Genomic DNA, 20878 nt, shown 5'->3' on the forward strand with positions numbered 1-20878 from the left:
AATTCCCTCGCTGTGCAACAAGAAAGTTAACTTTTGCTGATAATAGGCTGAATGTGACCAATAAGTGTGGTGAATAGATGCGAACAATAATATTAACTGAAAGGTATTAACTGAGAAATAATGTACCAAACGCTTTAAGTACTATATGTTAGCCGCATTAGTATTCTTTGATTGAAAAAAACCTATGGTATTAAAAACAGATTTAAGACATTTTCTGGACGAAGAAGGTAAGTTACTCGCTCTTACTGAACAAGCAAAAGCAGTGTTCAAATTTCTCAGTAAAATTGTATCATCGGTTTCTGAGCGTGTTTCTGTGCGTACAGAGCAGCCAATAGTTGATAGTGACTTAGTGACTGTAAATTTGAAATGCAACACTCGCGCTGAGCAAATCAATTGTCAGGGAGACATTGAAGCAAGGTGTATTAACATTAACCTTATTGAGTGGCATTGCGATAGCTGCGAAGTAGCTGGAACCATCTCTAATTGGCAAAGAAGTTTGTGGGACAAGCAACAACACACCATTCATTAGTCGACAATCTAGCTCTAAAAGCCTAATCCTAAAAATTGCCACCATAACCAGTGCAGCGCACAAAAAATAAAACAATGATATAACGATAAACAGCACTCAAACTACCCTTTGCACATCAAGATAACCCTTACAGCACTTGGGGTTAACTCACTATTGATGACACAAAGTTAAGCACTAAAAGTGCCCACATCAGGCAGTAAAAAATAGCAGCTTAATATGAATATTCATTCATATTTTAATGCTAATACTCCAATGGTATAGTTTTCGAGTAATAAAAAACCAATATATGTAATTTAATTCATATACTTGTGTTAATAAAAACAAGGTAGTTAAATTGATTGTCAAAAAAGGATATAAAAACTGTGGTTAGTTTTAACTATAAGACTTTTATAAGAACACACATTCACCTTAATTATTCTCTTTTTTTATGCTTGATACAGCTTAGCTGTGAATAATTTAGAACAAAGAATAACGGTAAAACATTATCTATTTTATGCTCAAATAATATTTTTTGAAAATAAATAGCTACTGTAATTACCATTCATAAGTGTTCTAGTTGTACGAGTATAAATATTTATATCAAGCTGTAGCTATAAGGTATTAAATAATGTCAAATAACAGTGGGGGCTTTTTTTCTTTCTTAATGAAAGATAAAATAATTGCTAAATCGGGATTTAATCGCTGGCTAGTCCCACCAGCATCTATTGCAATTCATTTATGTATTGGTTCTGTTTACGCATGGAGTATTTTTAACCCTGCACTTATTAAAGAATTAGGCGTAGTGACTAGTTCATCTGGAGATTGGTCTTTAAGTAACGTGGTTTGGATATTTTCTGTTGCTATTGTTTTTCTTGGCTTATCTGCCGCAGTCGCTGGAAAATGGCTAGAAAAAGTCGGTCCTCGCTGTGTTGGTGTTGCTGCCGCGTTTCTTTGGGGTGGCGGTTTTATCATAGGTAGTATTGGCATATCAACCCACCAATTATGGCTTGTTTACCTTGGGTATGGTGCGCTGGGGGGCTGTGGTCTAGGTTTAGGCTATGTTTCACCTGTGTCCACTTTGCTGCGTTGGTTCCCTGATAAACGAGGTATGGCTACAGGCATGGCCATTATGGGCTTTGGTGGCGGTGCGATGATCGGTGCTCCACTTATTACTGCCTTGTTAAAATTCCATGCCGTTGCTCCTACTTATTTAGGCACAGAAGGTGCTGTAAAACTAATAACTGAAGCGGGCAAACGTTTTGCAGAAACAGCTTCTGGTACAGTAGAAGTTATTGTTGCAACAGCTGGTGAAGCGGCAAATATGGCTTTTCCTGGTGATGCAGGTGTTTATATTGTAGGTACGGGTGATACCGGTGCTGCAGGAACATTCCTGACACTAGGTGTTGTTTATTTTATTGTGATGATTATTGCCTCGTTCTCTTATCGTGTGCCAGCTGAAGGGTGGACACCTGAAGGTTGGACTCCTCCAGAGAAAGATGAATCTGAAAAAAGCATGATTTCACATAACGATGTACATATTGATCAAGCACTAAAAACACCACAATTTTGGAAGTTATGGGTTGTACTTTGCTTTAACGTAACAGCAGGTATTGGTGTTATTGGTGTGGCTAAAACCATGATGGTTGATATTTTTGGTTCGACCTTACCTGATGTAGCTACAGCAGCCTTTGCCGGTACTTACGTATTAATGATTTCGGTCTTTAATATGTGTGGTCGATTTTTCTGGGCATCCATTTCTGATTTCATTGGCAGAAAAAACACTTACCACTTTTTCTTTGTCTTAGGAACGCTACTTTACTTATCAATACCTTATGCTGCATCTCAAGTCAGTGCAGATCCATCTACGGTCTGGTTAGTTATGTTCTACGGTGCCACCATGGTTATCTTCACTATGTATGGTGGTGGTTTTGCAACTATTCCAGCTTATTTAGCTGATATATTTGGTACATTACATGTCGGTGGCATACATGGTCGCTTGTTAACAGCATGGGCAACCGCTGGTGTTTTAGGTCCATTTGCTATCACGTACCTTAGAAACATGTCGGTCAATGACGCCATAACCGACTTAGTAGCAAAAATAGATCCTGCCGTATTCCAGGCTAAATTTGGCTCTGCCGTTAGTCAGTTAAATGAACTTGTTGCAGCAAAAACAGTGACGGTAAGTAAGTTAATGGAATTAGTGCCAGCGGGCACTATTGATCCAACACCAAGCTTATATAATACCACTATGTATGCTATGGCGGCTTTGTTAGTTGTTGCTTTCTTTGCCAACTTAACCATTCGTCCTGTAGATGGTAAGCATCATGTTGAAAATACACATCCTAAGGGTTAATACTTTCAACTTGTAAAACTACAATTCAAACCGTTTTAAATTCGTTTAAAGCGGCTTGAATTTTATTATAGCGAGTAGAGTAACAAGCGCTATAAAATTAAACGTGCCAAGGTAACATATCTTCTAAATCCACAATATCACCACAAGCAATAGACTCATAGCCCGCTAATTTTGATACCTCCTCATGAAATTTATCACTTTTAATTTCGGTAATTAAGCGCTGTACAGAGAGTTCTTTAAGGGTCTTGTGATGACAAACTAACACGTAGTGTTCTGTGGTTAATGGGATAAAATCCAGACCAAATTGACGAGCGGCGGTTTCAATACCAATACCTACATCAGCCATACCTGAAGCTACATAGGCAGCAATAGCAGAATGTGTAAATTCGAATTTATCAAAACCAATCACCTTTTTAGGATCCACTGATGATCTTGCCAGTAATTCATCTATTAATAAGCGTGTACCTGAATGTTTTTGCCGATTAATAAATTTAACCTCATTCTGCATTAAGTCTGAAATTTTAGTAATATTTTTAGGGTTGTCTTTTTTAACAATTAAGCCTTGTTTACGAGTCACAAACCGAATGACTTTATAAGTATTAGCTTTAAAGTATTTATTATAAATATCAATTAAGCGCTGGCTAACAATGTCGGTGGGTAAGTGAAATGCGGCAATATTACACTCACCTTTGCTTAAAGCATCAAATGACTCTTCATAGCTTTTATATTGTAAGTCTAGCTTAAATTTATGAGTAAAATTAGGCAGTAAAGCCACGGCATAACCATAGCTTGCGGCAATTTTTAGTAAAGGATCTTTAACCATTAAGTGTTTTTGTATTTCTAAATTTAGTTCTGATGCAATGCTGATTAACTGAGGTTCAAATCTAGCCTGTGCTCTTTGTTCAGCCCAAAGTAGCTTTTCACCTAACGGCGTTAAAAGTGCGCCTTTACCTTTTTTAAGTTCGACTAAATCAGAGCCAAAAAAGTCAGTCCATTTTTTTAGTACATTCCAAACATGACGATACGACATACCTAGTTTTGTTGCAGCTACCGTCAACTTGCCATATGTGTGTACCGCATTAAGCAAGACAAAAAGTCGAGGGTCTACATATTCACCCTGCTCATCATAAAATGACCATGCCGGCTTAATTTGAATTCTTTTTGACAATACTGTTATATTGGTCATTTTCTTACCCTGTATATTATTTTTTATTTAGTATTGTTTATTTGTGATATTTGGCTGTACTAATTATCAATAATACTTTATGCCATTGGCCAATAAACTTTATATTTAGCGGTCAAATCTCACCTCTAAAGCTAACTAAAAAAAACACTAAATTATGAATAAAAGTTCATATTCTTATAATAAAACAATGCTGCTATAGTCAGGCTATAAAAAGAACTATAAAACAATAACAAATATGCAATTTATTTCATATATATATTTTATAACAGGCCTTTGGAGTTAGTATGAAAATAGAATTTTCTTCCCCCTTATCAAATGTGGAACACATCATTGATTCTTTGAAAAATAAAGAAGGCTCTCTGTTACCAATATTACATGCCATTCAAAAAGAAGTGGGTTATATAGCTCCTCAAGCGATTGAGCGAATAGCGACAAAACTAAAACAAACACCCGCAGAAATACATGGTGTTATTAGTTTTTATCATCAATTTCGTACCTCTGCTCCTAGTAAATACCAAATTCAAATTTGCCGTGCAGAAGCATGTCAATCTCGAGGAAGTCGAGAACTTGAAGCACACGCTAAAGATTTTTTAGCTATTGATTATCATCAAATGACCCGTGATAAAAAATTCAGTTTGGATAGTGTTTATTGTCTCGGTAACTGTGCAACTGGCCCTAACATTAGAATCAATGATGATCTTTATGGTCGTATTTCTAATCAGAGATTTGAAGAAATTCTTTCTAATGTAGACCACGAATCAAAGTGAGAGTGACCATGACAACGAAAATTTTTATTCCACGAGAAAGTACCGCTATTTCTTTAGGAGCACATGAAGTTGCTCAAGCCTTTACGCACTATTTATCAGATCATGATATTGACCTAAAAATAATCAGAAATGGCTCGCGTGGTTTATTTTGGTTAGAGCCTATGGTCGAAGTAGAAACAGCACAAGGCCGTATGGCATATGGCCCTGTAGCATCGGCCGATGTTGCAAGTATTATGGAAGATATTAGCCAGAATATTCTCCATGAAAAACCACAAGCTCATGCGCTAGCCTTAGGCCTAACTGAAAACATTGCCTATCTAAAAAAACAAACTCGCCTTACCTTTGCCCGTGCAGGTATTACTGACCCAGTTTCTCTTGATGATTACCTTGCCTTAGATGGCTTTAAAGGCCTGCAAAAGTCACTCGCGTTATCGACTCAGGAAATTGTCACCGCTGTCGTAGATTCTGGTCTTCGTGGCCGAGGTGGCGCTGCTTTTCCGACCGGTATAAAGTGGCAAACGGTAAGAGATGCCACGGCGGATAAAAAATATATCGTTTGTAATGCTGACGAAGGTGATTCTGGCACCTTTGCGGATAAATTAGTCATGGAATGTGATCCCTTTATGCTGATTGAGGGCATGATTATTGCCGGATTAGCGGTTGGTGCCGACCAAGGCTATATTTATTTACGTTCAGAATACCCTATTGCCGATGAAATATTACAACAAGCTATTGAGATTGCTAGTGCCGCCGGTTATTTAGGTAATAACATTTGTGGTAGTGGTAAAACCTTTAATTTAGAAGTGAGATTAGGCGCAGAAGCTTATATTTGTGGTGAAGAAACGGCCCTTTTAGAATCACTAGAAGGTAAAAGAGGCATGGTGCGCTTTAAGCCACCACTTCCGGCTTTAGAAGGCTTATTTGGCAAACCCACCATTGTTAACAATGTGCTGTCTCTAGCAGCTATTCCGTTTATTATGAGTGAAGGCAGTCAGGCCTACCAACGATATGGCACAAATCGTTCACGAGGTACCTTACCTTTTCAACTCGCCGGTAATGTTAAACAAGGTGGACTAATTGAACTACCTTTTGGCTCAAGCTTAAAAGATCTTATTGATAACTTTTCTGGTGGCACCGCCAGCAACCGTCCAATAAAAGCCATTCAAGTCGGTGGCCCATTAGGCGCTTATTTACCTAGCCATAAACTCGATATTCCACTTGATTATGAAGCATTTTCTAAAGCCTCTGCCGTGCTAGGTCATGGTGGCATTGTCGTGTTTGATGACAGTGTTGATATGCTAGAACAAGCACGTTTTTCAATGGAATTTTGTGTGGTTGAATCTTGCGGTAAATGTACGCCTTGTAGAATTGGTTCAACACGTGGTGTAGAAGTGATTGATCGGATAAAAAACGATGAGCGCCGCGCTGAGAATATGGTTTTACTAAATGACCTTTGCGACACCATGATTGACGGTTCTTTGTGCGCAATGGGCAGTATGACACCTATACCCGTACGCAGTGCTTTTACTGATTTTCCTCAAGACTTTTATTTAACCGCACAGGAGAGCAATCATGATTAATTATTTTGATCCGGCCACTAATACCACGTCGAATAAACCAATCGATTTTAATAAAGATTATGGCACTCCTGCTAGCACCTCAACACAAACAGTGTGTCTTGAGATTGACGGGGTAAAAATAACGGTTGCTGCAGGTACCTCAGTGATGCGCGCTGCCGCGATAGCTGATATTAATATTCCTAAACTTTGTGCCACTGATAACATCGAAGCCTTTGGTTCATGTCGTTTATGTGCGGTACAAATTGAAGGTATGAGAGGCTATCCCACCTCATGTACCACATCGGTTAAAGAAGGCATGGTGGTGTCTACTGAGAATAATGACATTGCAAAATTACGCCGCAATATTATGGAACTCTATATATCTGATCACCCACTTGACTGCTTAACCTGTTCAAGTAATGGCGACTGTGAATTACAAGATATGGCCGGAGCCGTTGGCTTACGTGAAGTGCGTTATGGTTTTGATGGCGATAATCATCTTGACGCCAAAATTGATGACTCTAACCCTTATTTTACCTTTGAACCCAGTAAATGTATCACCTGCTCTCGTTGTGTTAGAGCCTGTGAAGAAGTTCAAGGTACTTTTGCCTTAACCATTGAAGGTCGAGGTTTTGCCTCAAAAGTCAGCGCTGGTACCAGTGAAAACGATTTTGCCTCCTCTGATTGTGTCTCTTGTGGCGCCTGTGTACAGGCTTGTCCAACAGCAACACTGATGGAAAAATCAGTGATTGACAAAGGACAACCAGAACACAGTATCATCACAACTTGTGCCTATTGTGGCGTTGGTTGTTCTTTTAAAGCTGAAATGAAAGGTGAAGAAGTTATACGCATGGTGCCCTACAAGGGCGGTAAAGCCAACCAAGGTCATTCTTGTGTCAAAGGCCGCTTTGCCTTTGGTTATGCCACTCATAAAGACCGCGTCACTGAACCTATGGTGCGCGACAGCATTGATGAAGAATGGCGAGTGGTCAGTTGGGATGAAGCCTTAGGGTTTGCCGCCAATAAAATTAAAAACATTCAGGCTAAATATGGCCGTGAAAGTGTTGGCGGTATTACTTCATCTCGCTGTACCAATGAAGAAACCTATTTAGTACAAAAATTGATCCGCGCTGCTTTTGGTAATAATAATACCGACACCTGCGCTCGTGTTTGTCATTCACCGACAGGTTATGGACTCAAAGCAACCATTGGTGAGTCTGCGGGTACACAAACTTTCGACTCAGTGATGAAATCTGATGTGGTTATGGTTATTGGTGCAAACCCCACTGACGCTCACCCGGTGTTTGCTTCACAGTTGCGTAAACGCTTACGCCAAGGCGCAGAGTTAATTGTTGTTGATCCCCGAACCATTGATTTACTTAATACCGCTCACATAAGTGCTAATCATCACCTGCCGCTAAAACCTGGTACCAACGTTGCCATGATCAATGCCATAGCACACGTCATTATCAGTGAAGGCTTAGAGGACAAAAATTTCATTGAGCAGCGTACTGATGAATACAACGCATGGCGTGAGTTTATTCTTGATGAGATCAACTCACCGGAAGCGATGGCAAGTATTACCACGGTTAATGCCGAACAAGTTCGCATGGCCGCGCGTGCTTTTGCCAAGGCGAAAAATGGCGCTATTTATTATGGTTTAGGCGTTACCGAGCATAGCCAAGGTTCAACCATGGTCATGGGTATTGCAAACTTAGCATTAGCTACAGGTAACATAGGCCGTGAAGGCGTAGGTATTAATCCATTGCGTGGACAGAATAATGTTCAAGGCTCTTGTGATATGGGTTCATTCCCACAAGAGCTGCCAGGTTATCAGCATGTCAGTGATGATGTGTTGCGCGCTAAATTTGAAAAAAGTTGGGGCGTAACCTTAGATAACGAACCCGGCTTTCGTATTCCAAACATGTTTGATGCCGCCATTGAAGGCACGTTCAAAGCCATGTATGTGCAAGGAGAAGACATTTTACAGTCAGATCCTAATACCCAACATGTACAGGCCGCATTGTCATCATTAGAGTGTTTGATTGTGCAAGACATTTTTCTAAATGAAACCGCGCTATATGCACACGTATTTTTACCCGGCTCTTCATTTCTAGAAAAAGATGGTACCTTCACCAATGCAGAAAGACGCATAAATCGGGTGCGTAAAGTAATGAAGCCATTGGCTGAATTCGCAGACTGGGAAGTCACCCAAAAGCTGTCTAATGCTTTAGGTTACCCGATGAATTATCAACATCCTTCTGAGATAATGGATGAGATAGCGTCATTAGTGCCTACTTTCAGTATGGTCAGTTATAAAAAATTGGACGAACAGGGTAGTATTCAGTGGCCTTGTAACGAAGAGTTTCCTGATGGTTCACCTATCATGCACGTGGAAAGCTTTCCCATTGGCAAAGGTCGTTTTGCGATTACGCCATACCTTGCTAGTGAAGATCGCGCTAACAAACGCTTCCCGTTATTATTAACCACTGGGCGAATACTCAGTCAATATAATGTTGGCGCACAAACACGACGTACCGCCAACCATACTTGGCACCAAGAAGATTTACTTGAAATACATCCTAACGATGCCGAAGAAAGAGGTATTAATGATGGTGACTGGTTAGGCATTAGCAGCCGTGCGGGTGATACTGTACTCAAAGCAAAAGTCAGTGAACGTATGCAAAGTGGTGTGGTATTCACTACCTTCCATCACCCCATCAGTGGCGCCAACGTTATTACCACCGACAGTTCGGATTGGGCAACTAATTGTCCTGAATATAAAGTCACTGCGGTACAGGTGGAAAAAGTCACCTCGCCGTCAGCTTGGCAGACGCGTTATAAAAAATTCAGTGCACAACAAAAAGAGCACTTTAAACGTTCACCTAAAAAACAAAAAGCCACTATAGGAAGGTAAATTTGACGCTGGAAGACGAAGCAAAATTGCAACCAAGCCATTTAACACTCCCTGTGCACTATTGGCAGCAAGGTAGTGAGCAAAAAAAACTTGACTGTATCGCAGAGGAAGTGCCTATTGCTATGGTTTATAATGGCATTTCTCACGCGGTTATGATGGCCTCACCCGCCAATTTACATGAGTTTTCCTTAGGCTTTAGTTTGTCTGAAGGCATTATTAATCACGCGGCTGAAATCTATGATATTGAGCTGGTAGCCAGTGAAAAAGGCATAGAAGTACGTCTTGATATTAGCTCTGAACGTATGATGTCTTTAAAGTCACACCGACGTAACCTTACTGGCCGCACAGGCTGTGGTTTATGTGGTAGTGAATCACTGGAGACCGCCATTCGGCCAATTAAGAGTGTAACGCCACAAACGCTGCCCTCTTCACGAGTAGTACAAGATGCACTGTCACAGTTAAGTGAGCATCAAAAATTACAAGCGTTAACCGGTGCGGTTCATGGAGCCGCATGGTGTGACGATACTGGCAAGATACTCCTCTTATGTGAAGATGTCGGTCGACACAATGCGTTAGACAAGTTAATTGGCAGCTTAGCGCTGCGTAAAATCAACAGCCAAAGTGGCTTTGTTGTCATTTCAAGCAGAGCAAGCTATGAGATGGTACAAAAAGTAACCAGTGCTAATATCGCCACATTAGTCGCGGTTTCGGCACCAACGGGCTTAGCAATAAGCTTGGCAAATCAAGCTAAGCTCAATTTAATTGGTTTTGCTCGCCCTGGTAGACATACTTGCTATACCAAATTCAATAAATAAACAGGAAAATAGTGATGAGTAGTTCTCAAATTGACAATCTAATTAGTATGCTCAACCAAATTGCTAATAATAATAATTACAAAAAAACTGACGAAGAAACGGCTATGATCGTTGCTAATCATGTAAAGAAATTTTGGGCACGTTCAATGAAAGCAAACATAACAAAGTATGCCGATAACGATGGTTCACAATTATCCTCCATCATAAAACTAGCATTAGCCCAGTTATAAAAATTGGGATTATCATGCTTATCCAAATCTGCTTATCTCAATCTGCTTAACTAAATCAGCTATCTAAATCTGAATGCATAGATTTAGATAGCTAATGGCAGCATGATCGTCATAGGTAATATTGCGATATATTGTGTCTATATTTCATGGCAAGTAAGTGCCCTGCACGAACATACATTGACCGTTTTTAATGAAGGACGTGGCTTAAGATTCTAACCTTTTTTGTCCACTTGATTAGGTGTTTTTATTGCCAAACTGTGATTACCAAACTGTGATTACCAAACTGTGATTACCAAACTAAGTAGGGCGGAATAGTTAATGTGCTATAAGCCTTCATAAATCAGTTTTTTATTTCTAAATAGCTCTTCTGACGTCATGGAGGTACTAATCCCAATGGGTCACAGCACCCTTTTAACCTGTAAAAGTCATTCATCAATGGTGTCATATTTCATCGTTCGGTTGCTTTGCGCTTTTCGTTAAGTAAGGAGCAAGTGCGCTTTTAAAATCCAGTGTTGCACCTAACTTATTGGCTAGCAATATCATGCCGGTAATTTTACGATTAACTAATGCAACCTCAAATATAGGAGATGCTGCGGCTGTTTTATCAGTCATCAGTGGCATACTAACTTCTTGAATTCGTTTAATTAGCTGTTGTTTTTTTAAGTTGTAGCCCGTATCACTTTGCAAGCAATCACTCGCTTCAAAACACGCTTTTAACACAGTATCTATGGCCGCCGCGCTCATGTTATTGTCAATTAAACCAAGCGAATACAGGGCTAAACGCATGTCATTAGTATCTTGGCGCTGCATAGCATCAGCCATAGCGAGATAATGCACTGAGGTATGCTGGGAAATCTGCCGGCAGGCTCCAAAATCGAGTAACACTATTTTTTGCGTCTCGCTCTGATACAAAAAATTGGCAAAGTTGGGATCACTTTGCATGAGTTTATGGCTGAACAGTTCTTGGTAAGTTAAGTGCATTAACTGAGTACATACTAGATCGACAATGTCAGCACTCATGGTACTAATATCTGTGATGGCAGAACCTTCGATGTATTCCATCGCGAGTATATTTTGATCAGTTAGCTCGTCAACGACAAAGGGCACAATAAAGCGAGGGTCGTTGCGCAGATTGGCACGATAAGCGTTAAGAAATTTGGCTTCTTGCAAATAATTAGCTTCGTTTTTAAGTTGTGCTTTTGCTTCATCGAGCAAGCTGGTCAAATCGATATGTTGAGGTAATACACCGCTCAGTTTCAGTAAACTCATGACATTATCAATATCGCTGTCAATGCTTTCTCTTACCCCCGGGTATTGGACTTTAATCGCCAGCTGACGGCCATCTTTTAATGTAGCTCTATGAACCTGACCAATGCTTGCCGACGCTATGGGGGAAAATGAAAAATAACTAAATTGTTGATACCAGTCTTTTGACCAAGATGCTTCTAGGGTTTTGAGTAGTTGCGACTTAGGCATTGGGTCAGCTTCTTGGCGTAGTCGTGATAGAATAGGTTCCCATTCAGCAGGCAGTAATTCACCTGCATCCATGGAGAGTAGTTGGCCAAGTTTCATGGCCGCGCCACGCATATGTGCTAGACGCTTGGTGATCGATATGGCGTTGTCGATATTCAGTAAGGACTGAGTTAATGATGGCCGCTGACCACTGAGCATTTGTTTTGTCGCACCTTTAACAATATTGCCAGCAACCGCTGAGGCCAAACCACCGAGCTTAGCTAAGCGAGCAATTCTTCCGGACGGTACTTTCCGCTCGTTGCGTTTTGCTGTCATAGTAAAATTGATTCGCTGAGCATGGTAAATATTCTACCTTTGTGTTGTGTTGTTGTGTTTAATGCAGTCTCGCTGGAATTTATAACGAGGGTCGACGATAATATTAGCAAAAAAACTTTGCTGATGCCTGCGCTAGCTGCCCTCTCAAACATTTTATTTGGCAGCATAGCCTAGTTAACTTTTTCACCGATGACCTGCTTTAGAGCAACAATAGCAGTGAACAGGTCGGTATTGTTGCTCTAAAGCATGACTTTATACTTACTAAGTCAATTGAAAGCGATTATTTTTTTATTCATAATACTTGAGTGATTTAGTCAAGTACTATATGATTAATACTTGAGTAAATCACTCAAGTATTATGCTGTTGCCGTCACATTCGTGGTTTACAAAAACTTAGACAGCCACTCTGGTATCTAATTATTTAAATCAGGGCAACATAGCTATGGAGAAACTAAAGTATGAGTGAGCAACTCGATCAGGCGTTATCCCGCAAATACGATGCCGGTTTTGTTTCCGACATCGAATCTGAAACCTTTCCACCTGGCTTGGACGAAGATGTTATACGCCGCATCTCCGCCATGAAAGAAGAACCAGAATGGATGTTAGAGTGGCGTCTTCGCGCCTATAACAACTGGCTTGACATGGAAGAGCCGGATTGGGCTCATGTGCATTACCCAAAAATAGATTTTAATGCCATCTCATATTACTCAGCACCTAAAAGTATGGCTGACAAACCACAGTCCTTGGATGAAGTAGACCCTGAACTGTTGCGCACCTATGAAAAGCTAGGCATTCCGCTTTATGAGCAAGAAATGCTAGCTGGGGTTGCTGTAGACGCCGTTTTTGATTCTGTGTCTGTGGTGACCACCTACCGTGCAAAGCTGGAAGAAGCGGGCGTTATCTTCTGTCCTATATCCGAGGCCGTGCATAAGTATCCTGAACTGGTAAAAAAATATCTCGGATCGGTAGTTCCCCGTTCAGATAATTACTTCGCTGCCCTTAACAGTGCAGTATTCACCGATGGTTCATTTGTCTATATACCCAAGGGCGTGCGTTGCCCTATGGAGCTGTCCACCTACTTTCGTATCAATGAAGAAAATACTGGCCAGTTCGAACGGACACTGATTGTTGCCGAAGAGGGCAGCCATGTGAGTTACCTGGAAGGCTGCACCGCGCCTCAACGAGATGAAAACCAACTGCATGCTGCCGTGGTTGAACTGGTTGTTATGGATGACGCTCAAATCAAGTACTCTACCGTACAAAACTGGTATCCCGGTGATGAGAACGGTAAAGGGGGGATCTATAACTTTGTCACCAAACGCGCTATATGTCACACCAATGCCAAGGTTTCTTGGACTCAGGTGGAAACTGGCTCTGCAATCACCTGGAAATACCCCAGTTGTATCCTCAAAGGCGATAACAGTGTAGGTGAATTCTATTCTGTTGCCCTAACAAGGGGCAGACAGCAGGCCGATACAGGCACCAAGATGATCCATTTGGGCAAGAATACCAAATCCACTATTATTTCCAAAGGTATCAGCGCCGGTAACAGCAACAATACCTACCGTGGCCTGGTCAGTATGGGTGCTAAGGCGGAAGGTGCCCGTAATTTTACCCAGTGTGATTCATTACTCATTGGTGATCGCTGCGGTGCTCACACCTTCCCTTATATCGAGAGTCGCAATCCCTCTGCCATAGTGGAGCATGAGGCTACCACCTCCAAGGTTAGCGATGATCAGATGTTTTTATGCCAGCAACGTGGTCTTGATCCTGAAAAGGCCGTATCTATGATCGTTAATGGCTTCTGTAAGGAAGTATTCAAAGAACTGCCAATGGAGTTCGCCGTAGAGGCGGGCAAATTACTCGAGATCAGTCTTGAAGGCTCAATAGGATAAAAATACATGCTTAAAATTAACAACCTACACGCCAGTGTAGAACAAAAAGAGATACTAAAAGGTCTCAACCTAGACATTCAACCCGGTGAAGTTCATGCTATTATGGGCCCTAACGGCGCGGGTAAAAGCACCTTAGGTTTCATTCTATCCGGCCGCGAAGGCTACGAGGTAAGTGAAGGCCAAGTAGAATTTAACGGTGAAGACCTGCTCGAAATGGCGATAGAAGAACGAGCCCGCAAGGGACTATTTCTGGCTTTTCAGTATCCGGTAGAGATCCCCGGAGTCAGCAATATGGCCTTTATGAAAGAATCGGTGAACGCCATACGTGAACAACGTGGTGAAACGCCATTGACTGCCACAGAGTTTCTGAAAAAAGCCAAGGAAGCCTGCAAACAAGTGCAGCTATCGCTAGATTTTCTTAAACGCGGTGTTAACGAAGGATTTTCCGGCGGCGAAAAGAAACGCAACGAAATTATGCAGATGATCCTGCTTGAACCCAGTCTATGTATTCTGGATGAATCCGACTCTGGTTTGGATATCGATGCCTTACAGGTAGTAGCTAACGGCGTGAACAGCCAACGCGACGGCAAGCGCAGCTTTATTATCATCACCCATTATCAGCGCTTGCTTGACTATATTAAACCTGACTACGTGCATATTTTGGCCAATGGTAAAGTCGTCAAAAGTGGCGATGCCTCACTGGCCACAGACGTGGAAAAAGAAGGTTACGCTTTCTTAGGACAGGATAACGCCGAGGAGAAAAATGCATGAGTCAGTGGTTAAAGCAGGTAATAGACCGTGGTCAGGCCATTGATGACTGGCTTAGCCCGCTTCGGGTCCAAGCCCTAGAAGCGCTGGGCAACACTAAATGGCCTAATCGTCGAGTAGAAAGCTGGAAATATACCTCACTGGCACCACTGGAACAGCTTGAATTAAGCCCTAGTAGCACAGCGGGCAAAGCCATCATTGAAGATATTGAGGGTCTGAACAGCCTAGATTTAGTGTTTGTAAATGGCAAATTACAAAGTGATATAAGCTTACTGCCTTTACCACAAGGGCTACATATTAGTAGCTTGCAAGATGCATCAGATAAGGAACAAAACACGGCCAACGCCCTGTTTGCCAAGATCAAACCTCAACGTCATCTTTTTGGGCTGGTCAACGATGTCTTAGCAGAAGATGGCCTGATTATCGATATTGATGCCAACAGTAAGATTGAACAGCCGATTCGGATTGTTAATATCAGTAGCGATGGACAAGAGTCTCATCATCGTGTTCTGGTGCGCTTAGGTAGCCATGCCAGTGCCACAGTAATTGAGCACGGACAAGGAGAACAGGCCAGCCTTAGCACAGGTTTTGCCGAATATGACATCGGTGAACAAGCTTATCTTGAGCATTACCGACTGGCCATGCATACCCATCAGGCCATTCATATCGGCGGCTGTCATTTCAGCCTGCAGCAAAAAGCACAGCTTAACAGCACGCTTATCGCTTATGGCAGTGAATTGTCACGCATGGATGTGGATATCATTCATAACGGTGAGCATGCCAAGGCCAAATTTAACGCCATTTACCTGCTTGGCGAAGCAGAGAACTTTGATCTGCACAGCACCATCGAACATGTGATGCCCAATGGCACCACAAAAGAAAATGCCCGAGGCATTGTCGGTGACAAGGCCAAGGCCGTTTTCAATGGCCGTATTCATATTCACCGCAATGCCCAGAAGACGCTAGCAGAGCTGCATAACCGCAACCTGTTATTGTCCCGTCGCGGTCAAATAAATACTAAGCCTGAGTTGGAAATCTATGCCGACGACGTGCTGTGTGCTCACGGTGCCACCGTTGCCGAGACCGAGGAAGAAACCTTGTATTACTTGCTTTCACGCGGTATATCACGATCCCAAGCGCTGGTTATGCTCAACTTCGGCTTTATTCAGGAATTGGTGGAACAGATGCCTAATCAGCACCTGGCGCAGTGGCTCAAGCCCCAATTGCATTCACGCTTCGTAGAAATGGAAGTAAAATGAATACCAACAACAGTGTACTGAATATGGATGAAATTCGAGGCCAGTTCCCTATTTTGCATCAGCAAATTGAGGGTCATCCCTTGGTATATTTGGATAATGCCGCCACCACCCAAAAACCTCAGGCGGTGATCCAGGCGATAACTGACTTTTACACTCAGTGTAATGCCAATGTGCATCGCGGCGCTCATCATCTTTCCGATGAGGCCACCCGACGCTACGAAAAAGCCCGAGATACAGTCGCCAACTTTATTCATGCCCATGATCGCAAGGAAGTGATTTGGACCAGTGGCACCACCGAAGGTATCAATATTGTTACCAATGGCATGGCCCAGCGCCTGCAAAATGGCGATGAAGTGCTGGTAACTGAAATGGAACATCACGCTAACCTTGTCACCTGGCAGCAGGCCTGTTTGCGTAGCGGTGCAACACTGAAAATTGCACCCATCCATGATAATGGCACACTGGATACCGAAGCCTTTGCTGCCTTGTTGTCACAGAAAACGAAAATGGTTGCCCTGCCCCATGTCTCTAATGCCCTGGGTACAGTTAATCCGGTAAAAGAGCTCACCGCCCTCAGTAAAGAACAAGGCGCGTTAGTGCTCATTGACGGTGCACAGAGTATTGCCCATGGCAATGTGAATGTAAGCGATATCGGCTGTGACTTTTACGTATTCTCCGGTCACAAGCTGTTTGGCCCTACCGGCATAGGTGTGCTTTGGGGTAAAGAAGAGGTGCTTCAGGACTGGCCTGTATGGCAGACCGGCGGTGAAATGATTGCCACCGTCACCTACGAAAGTGCCACCTGGGGCGAATTGCCTAACCGTCTTGAGGCTGGCACCCCCAATATTGCCGGTGCCATAGCTTTAGCCGCCGCCATAGACTGGTTTACCAGCCTGGACTTAAGCGCGGTACAAGCGCATGAGCAGGCACTGATGGCCAGCGCCCTGGAACAGGCCCAAGCCTTTGAGGGCTTAACCATTATCGGCAATGCTGCCAATAAGATGGGCGTGTTGAGTTTTATATTACAAGGCTGCCACCCCGCCGATATAGGCTTTCTTCTGGATCGTCAGGGCATTGCCATCCGTACGGGGGATCATTGTGCCCAACCACTGATGCGTCGCTTGAATTTACCGGGGACAGCCAGAGCTTCATTCTCGGTATATAACACTTTAGAAGAAGTGGACGCGTTGTTTATTGCCCTTAAAAAAGTCCAGAACATGCTGGCCTGAGGATTATTTGATGAATGTAGAAAAATTTACCCCCGAAAAAAGCCAAGGCGAAGCCGTCACCCTGACAAAAGCTGCGATAAAGTATTTTGAAGGCAAGTTAGCAGAGCACCCCGGCCATCTATTGCGCCTGTCTAGTAAAGTCAGCGGCTGCACGGGTTACTCCTATGTGCTGGACGTTGCCAAGGAACCAGAAGACGGAGATACGCGGATCGAGGCGAGTGATAAGCTCACCCTGACCATCGCCGCCAAAACCATGGATTTAGTCAGAAACACTGAAATTGACTATGTAAAAGAAGGCGTCAACGGCGTAGTCAGGTTTAATAACCCCAATGCAGTCAATGAATGTGGTTGTGGTGAAAGCTTTAGTGTCAGCTAAATCTCATTACAAACCTGTGCTTTGTCATAAAGAGGTTCAATAAATGCAACAAAAAATAGTAATTACTGAGCGCGAATGCAAGGCAAGGGGTGTGCCTAATGGCGATTTACAAGTGATCCCGCAAGGCGAATTTGTCAATATCACCCAGGATCTTGGCGGCAACTATACCGTCACTTGGCGCGGCAATATGTTGCGTATTGATGGCACTGATGCCGATGCCATAGGGCGCAAATCACAAAAACTGGATTTTCCTATCCTCAACGATGGTCTTATCCATAAGGATCATGTTTTACAAGCCCTAGCCACTGTCTATGATCCTGAAATTCCCATTGACTTGTTATCTCTGGGGCTGATTTACAAAGTTGTTGTCAATCAGGATACACAAACCGTGCATATCGATATGACCCTGACAGCCCCCGCCTGTGGTATGGGACCTGTGTTGGTAGGCGATGTAGAATACCGAGTGAGCATGGTACCCAATGTTAAAAAAGTTGCGGTAGAGCTGATATTTGATCCCCCCTGGTCCCGTGAGATGATGAGCGAAGAAGCTCAGCTCGAAGCCGGTATTTTTTTCTAGTTAGATAACCTGAGAGTCCCTGATGAACCTACCAAGCAGCCAAGAAATTATAGAGGATATGGCCTTTTTTGATGACTGGGAGCAGCGCTATCAGTACATCATCGATTTAGGCAAAAGTATTCCACCTATTGATGAAAGTCTGAAAACTAACGAGAATCTGGTCCGAGGTTGCCAAAGCAATGTCTGGCTAGTGAGCACTGAGCGGGACGGTAAATTACAGTTTCAGGCAGACAGTGACGCGGTAATTGTTAATGGCCTACTGGCCTTAGTGATAGCCGTTTTTAATGACAAAACCATGGCGAAAATTCTGGATTTTGACATTAATGGCTATTTCAAAGCACTGGACCTTGAGCGCCATATCACCCCCACTCGTGGCAACGGCCTGCATGCTATCGTCGCTAAAATTCAGGCCATTGCTAAAACGAAGATGTAAACAGATAAGACTGAGCCGTATTTACAAACTACCTTGGTTCAAACCCTGTTCAAGAATTAATATTAACATCATATAGGTACGGATAGCTTTTCCCACCCTAGTTTACAAGAGTATTAAATGAGACATACCATTACAGAAACAGTCACGAGTGTTCATCACTGGAATGATACGCTGTTTAGCTTTAAAACCACTCGTCAGCCCACATTCACCTTTGAAAACGGACAGTTCGTTATGATAGGCCTTGAGGTCGATGGCAAACCATTACTACGGGCTTACAGCATTGCCAGTGCCAATTATGAAGATGAACTCGAATTTTTTAGTATAAAAGTTCCCGATGGGGCACTCACCTCTCGTTTGCAACACATTAAAGTTGGTGAGCTACTTACGCTATCAACACGCCCTACCGGAACCTTGGTAGCCGGCAGGCTTAAGCCAGGAAAGCACCTATACTTGCTTGCGACCGGAACCGGGTTAGCACCCTTTATGAGCATTATTAAAGATCCGCACCTATACGAACAGTATGAAAAAATTATAGTGGTTCATGGTGTGCGTAATATTTCTGAACTCGCTTATCAACACACTATCTGTGATGAACTACCGAACAATGAATTTTTTGGTGATTGGGTCAAAGAAAAACTGATTTATTACCCAACAGTGACTCGGGAGGCGTTTCGTTCTCAAGCTCATCAACAAAGAATTACTCACTTGCTAGCGAATAATACCTTAACACAAGAAATTGGCTTGCCGGCTATTGATCCAAGTACGGATAGGTTCATGCTTTGTGGTAATCAATCCATGCTTGATGACACGATGGCAATGTTAAATAAACAAGGTTTTAAAAAAGCCACATCACGAGAGCAAGGTGATTATGTCATCGAACAAGCCTTCCTCGAAAAGTAGTCATAGATAGATAGACAGGCAGGCAAATAATTAATACACCCTGTATTAAGCACATGTAGTGGCATAGTTAATTTGGCCACCTAACTGGAGGGGTTATTGTGCACCCCCATCAAACTTAGGTGGCACCATAACAAAAAGAACAAGACCTAATTTAGACACCTATTTATCACTGTAAAGAGTCCGCTTAGCCACCAGACTGTGTGAAAACTATTGATCACCTTTTGGTCTAACCCTCAGTTTTTTATGATCAATCAATCTTAATTTTCAGCTCTCGAAGATAGCGTATTAGCTATAATTAATAGTAGGAAAACAAAAACGAGAAGTGCTGATATGTCCCACCATATTAAAGGCCAAGGTCGAAACCAAATAACCCTATTTCCTGAAGCATTGGACGATTTTGTCACCAAAGAAAACCCCGTTCGTGTCGTTGACGCCTTTGTTGATGAGCTTGATTTACACACTTTAGGGTTCAACCGTGTTATCGCCAAAAATACAGGTCGGCCAGGTTATCATCCTGCCGTGTTGCTTAAGTTATACATCTACGGATATTTGAACCGCATCCAGTCTTCTCGCCGCTTAGAGAAAGAGTCACATCGCAATGTTGAGTTAATGTGGTTACTTGAGCGCTTAAAACCAGACTTTAAAACGATTGCCGACTTTAGAAAGGACAACGGTAAGGCTATCACCAAAGTCTGCCGTCACTTCATCGAGTTATGCCGTCAAATGAATATGTTCACCGATGCCGTTGTGGCTATAGATGGTAGTAAATTCAAAGCGGTTAACAGCAAGCACAACAATTACACGCCGAACAAAGTCAAAGACCATATTCGCCGTATGGAAAAACATATTGAGAATTACTTAAGTCGACTTGAAACCGCCGATGCCAATGATAAAGTTGATGCTGTTCAAGCCTCTGCTGCTGAGAAAATTGCATGGATGAAACAACGCGTAGTTGAACTCAAGGAACTTGCTGTACAAGTGGAGGCGCATCCAGACAAGCAACTTTCCACGGTTGACCCTGATGCCCGCTTACTTAAAACACAAGGCATGAACAGACAGGTTTGTTATAACGTTCAAAGCTCTGTTGATACGAAACATCATTTAATAGTGACGCACGAAGTCACCAATACCAATGACCGTGGCAAGTTGGCCGATTTGACACGGTTAACGCAGCAAGCATTGGCGCAGAAAAACATTACAGTGGTTGTCACGTGGGAACGTTCGCGATAAAGGCCTAAGCGCTCATGCTAGATAAATGATTTGTCGTCGCTCTAAGTCTGGTTGAGAGCTGAAACCAGCCCTGCAAACAAGCTGTAAA

17 protein-coding genes and 1 pseudogene are annotated in these 20878 nt (G+C 42.5%); 16 read left to right on the forward strand and 2 right to left on the reverse strand.

The annotated features are described in order from the left end of the window. Positions 1-184: 184 nt before the first annotated feature. A complete protein-coding gene (locus H4J59_RS14505; RefSeq protein WP_182240498.1) occupies positions 185-529 on the forward strand; it encodes a hypothetical protein in 345 nt (114 codons plus the stop codon). Positions 530-1136: 607 nt separating this feature from the next. After that, positions 1137-2861 carry an OFA family MFS transporter gene (locus H4J59_RS14510; protein WP_182240500.1) on the forward strand — a complete coding sequence of 575 codons (1725 nt, stop codon included), beginning with the start codon at positions 1137-1139 and terminating at the stop codon, positions 2859-2861. Between the two features lie 97 nt (positions 2862-2958). Here H4J59_RS14510 and H4J59_RS14515 read toward each other — a convergent pair whose 3' ends face one another. Next, positions 2959-4047, reverse strand: a complete 1089-nt coding sequence (locus tag H4J59_RS14515; RefSeq protein ID WP_182240502.1) for a substrate-binding domain-containing protein — start codon at positions 4045-4047, stop codon at positions 2959-2961. Between the two features lie 284 nt (positions 4048-4331). Between H4J59_RS14515 and H4J59_RS14520 the strand changes: the two genes are divergently transcribed. From H4J59_RS14520 to H4J59_RS14540, 5 genes are read left to right on the forward strand one after another with little or no spacing between them, the layout of a single operon-like run. Continuing rightward, entirely contained in the window at positions 4332-4814 is a 483-nt protein-coding gene (locus H4J59_RS14520; RefSeq protein WP_182240504.1) for an NAD(P)H-dependent oxidoreductase subunit E, read from the forward strand. Positions 4815-4822: 8 nt separating this feature from the next. Further along, the gene (locus tag H4J59_RS14525; RefSeq protein WP_182240506.1) at positions 4823-6394 is read left to right on the forward strand and encodes an NADH-quinone oxidoreductase subunit NuoF; all 1572 of its coding nucleotides are present in this window, start codon (positions 4823-4825) and stop codon (positions 6392-6394) included. Then, on the forward strand, positions 6387-9290 hold the full coding sequence (fdhF, locus tag H4J59_RS14530) for a formate dehydrogenase subunit alpha (protein ID WP_182240508.1): 2904 nt from the start codon (positions 6387-6389) through the stop codon (positions 9288-9290). The genes H4J59_RS14525 and fdhF overlap by 8 nt, the downstream gene beginning before the upstream one ends. Positions 9291-9292: 2 nt before the next feature. Beyond that, entirely contained in the window at positions 9293-10105 is an 813-nt protein-coding gene (gene fdhD / locus H4J59_RS14535; RefSeq protein ID WP_182240510.1) for a formate dehydrogenase accessory sulfurtransferase FdhD, read from the forward strand. Positions 10106-10119: 14 nt separating this feature from the next. Continuing rightward, positions 10120-10335 carry a formate dehydrogenase subunit delta gene (locus H4J59_RS14540; protein ID WP_182240512.1) on the forward strand — a complete coding sequence of 72 codons (216 nt, stop codon included), beginning with the start codon at positions 10120-10122 and terminating at the stop codon, positions 10333-10335. 441 nt (positions 10336-10776) lie between these two features. Here H4J59_RS14540 and H4J59_RS14545 read toward each other — a convergent pair whose 3' ends face one another. Then, positions 10777-12123 (reverse strand): AarF/ABC1/UbiB kinase family protein, encoded by a 1347-nt coding sequence (locus tag H4J59_RS14545; RefSeq protein WP_182240514.1) that lies wholly within the window; start codon positions 12121-12123, stop codon positions 10777-10779. A gap of 458 nt (positions 12124-12581) precedes the next feature. On the opposite strand from H4J59_RS14545, the gene sufB reads away from it, so the two are divergent. The 9 genes and pseudogenes from sufB to H4J59_RS14590 all read left to right on the forward strand — a co-directional run. Next, positions 12582-14018, forward strand: a complete 1437-nt coding sequence (gene sufB, locus H4J59_RS14550; RefSeq protein WP_182138185.1) for a Fe-S cluster assembly protein SufB — start codon at positions 12582-12584, stop codon at positions 14016-14018. A gap of 6 nt (positions 14019-14024) precedes the next feature. After that, a complete protein-coding gene (gene sufC / locus H4J59_RS14555; RefSeq protein ID WP_182240516.1) occupies positions 14025-14789 on the forward strand; it encodes a Fe-S cluster assembly ATPase SufC in 765 nt (254 codons plus the stop codon). Beyond that, entirely contained in the window at positions 14786-16045 is a 1260-nt protein-coding gene (gene sufD, locus H4J59_RS14560) for a Fe-S cluster assembly protein SufD (RefSeq protein ID WP_182240518.1), read from the forward strand. Before sufC ends, sufD begins: the two co-directional genes overlap by 4 nt. Then, on the forward strand, positions 16042-17274 hold the full coding sequence (locus H4J59_RS14565; protein WP_182240520.1) for an aminotransferase class V-fold PLP-dependent enzyme: 1233 nt from the start codon (positions 16042-16044) through the stop codon (positions 17272-17274). Before sufD ends, H4J59_RS14565 begins: the two co-directional genes overlap by 4 nt. A 10-nt stretch (positions 17275-17284) precedes the next feature. Next, positions 17285-17650, forward strand: a complete 366-nt coding sequence (locus H4J59_RS14570; RefSeq protein ID WP_182138181.1) for an iron-sulfur cluster assembly accessory protein — start codon at positions 17285-17287, stop codon at positions 17648-17650. 43 nt (positions 17651-17693) lie between these two features. Beyond that, positions 17694-18227, forward strand: a complete 534-nt coding sequence (gene sufT, locus H4J59_RS14575) for a putative Fe-S cluster assembly protein SufT (RefSeq protein ID WP_182240522.1) — start codon at positions 17694-17696, stop codon at positions 18225-18227. A gap of 22 nt (positions 18228-18249) precedes the next feature. Beyond that, a complete protein-coding gene (locus H4J59_RS14580; RefSeq protein WP_182240524.1) occupies positions 18250-18660 on the forward strand; it encodes a SufE family protein in 411 nt (136 codons plus the stop codon). Positions 18661-18777: 117 nt separating this feature from the next. Further along, a complete protein-coding gene (locus H4J59_RS14585; RefSeq protein ID WP_182240526.1) occupies positions 18778-19560 on the forward strand; it encodes a ferredoxin--NADP reductase in 783 nt (260 codons plus the stop codon). A gap of 330 nt (positions 19561-19890) precedes the next feature. Continuing rightward, positions 19891-20766, forward strand: a pseudogene (locus H4J59_RS14590) (transposase); the annotation flags it as partial. Positions 20767-20878: the final 112 nt, after the last annotated feature.

The organism is Colwellia sp. MB02u-10 (assembly GCF_014077185.1).
In the GTDB taxonomy this organism is placed as follows: domain Bacteria; phylum Pseudomonadota; class Gammaproteobacteria; order Enterobacterales; family Alteromonadaceae; genus Cognaticolwellia.

Excerpts from the sequence above, each read along its gene's own strand:
- H4J59_RS14510 (WP_182240500.1), top strand. The coding sequence starts at position 1,137 with ATGTCAAATAACAGTGGGGGCTTTTTTTCTTTCTTAATGAAAGATAAA.
- H4J59_RS14520 (WP_182240504.1), top strand. The coding sequence starts at position 4,332 with ATGAAAATAGAATTTTCTTCCCCCTTATCAAATGTGGAACACATCATT.
- H4J59_RS14585 (WP_182240526.1), top strand. The coding sequence starts at position 18,778 with ATGAGACATACCATTACAGAAACAGTCACGAGTGTTCATCACTGGAAT.
- fdhF (WP_182240508.1), top strand. The coding sequence starts at position 6,387 with ATGATTAATTATTTTGATCCGGCCACTAATACCACGTCGAATAAACCA.
- H4J59_RS14505 (WP_182240498.1), top strand. The coding sequence starts at position 185 with ATGGTATTAAAAACAGATTTAAGACATTTTCTGGACGAAGAAGGTAAG.
- sufT (WP_182240522.1), top strand. The coding sequence starts at position 17,694 with ATGCAACAAAAAATAGTAATTACTGAGCGCGAATGCAAGGCAAGGGGT.
- H4J59_RS14570 (WP_182138181.1), top strand. The coding sequence starts at position 17,285 with ATGAATGTAGAAAAATTTACCCCCGAAAAAAGCCAAGGCGAAGCCGTC.
- H4J59_RS14540 (WP_182240512.1), top strand. The coding sequence starts at position 10,120 with ATGAGTAGTTCTCAAATTGACAATCTAATTAGTATGCTCAACCAAATT.
- sufC (WP_182240516.1), top strand. The coding sequence starts at position 14,025 with ATGCTTAAAATTAACAACCTACACGCCAGTGTAGAACAAAAAGAGATA.
- H4J59_RS14580 (WP_182240524.1), top strand. The coding sequence starts at position 18,250 with ATGAACCTACCAAGCAGCCAAGAAATTATAGAGGATATGGCCTTTTTT.
- H4J59_RS14545 (WP_182240514.1), bottom strand. The coding sequence starts at position 12,123 with ATGACAGCAAAACGCAACGAGCGGAAAGTACCGTCCGGAAGAATTGCT.
- H4J59_RS14525 (WP_182240506.1), top strand. The coding sequence starts at position 4,823 with ATGACAACGAAAATTTTTATTCCACGAGAAAGTACCGCTATTTCTTTA.
- sufD (WP_182240518.1), top strand. The coding sequence starts at position 14,786 with ATGAGTCAGTGGTTAAAGCAGGTAATAGACCGTGGTCAGGCCATTGAT.
- sufB (WP_182138185.1), top strand. The coding sequence starts at position 12,582 with ATGAGTGAGCAACTCGATCAGGCGTTATCCCGCAAATACGATGCCGGT.
- H4J59_RS14515 (WP_182240502.1), bottom strand. The coding sequence starts at position 4,047 with ATGACCAATATAACAGTATTGTCAAAAAGAATTCAAATTAAGCCGGCA.
- H4J59_RS14565 (WP_182240520.1), top strand. The coding sequence starts at position 16,042 with ATGAATACCAACAACAGTGTACTGAATATGGATGAAATTCGAGGCCAG.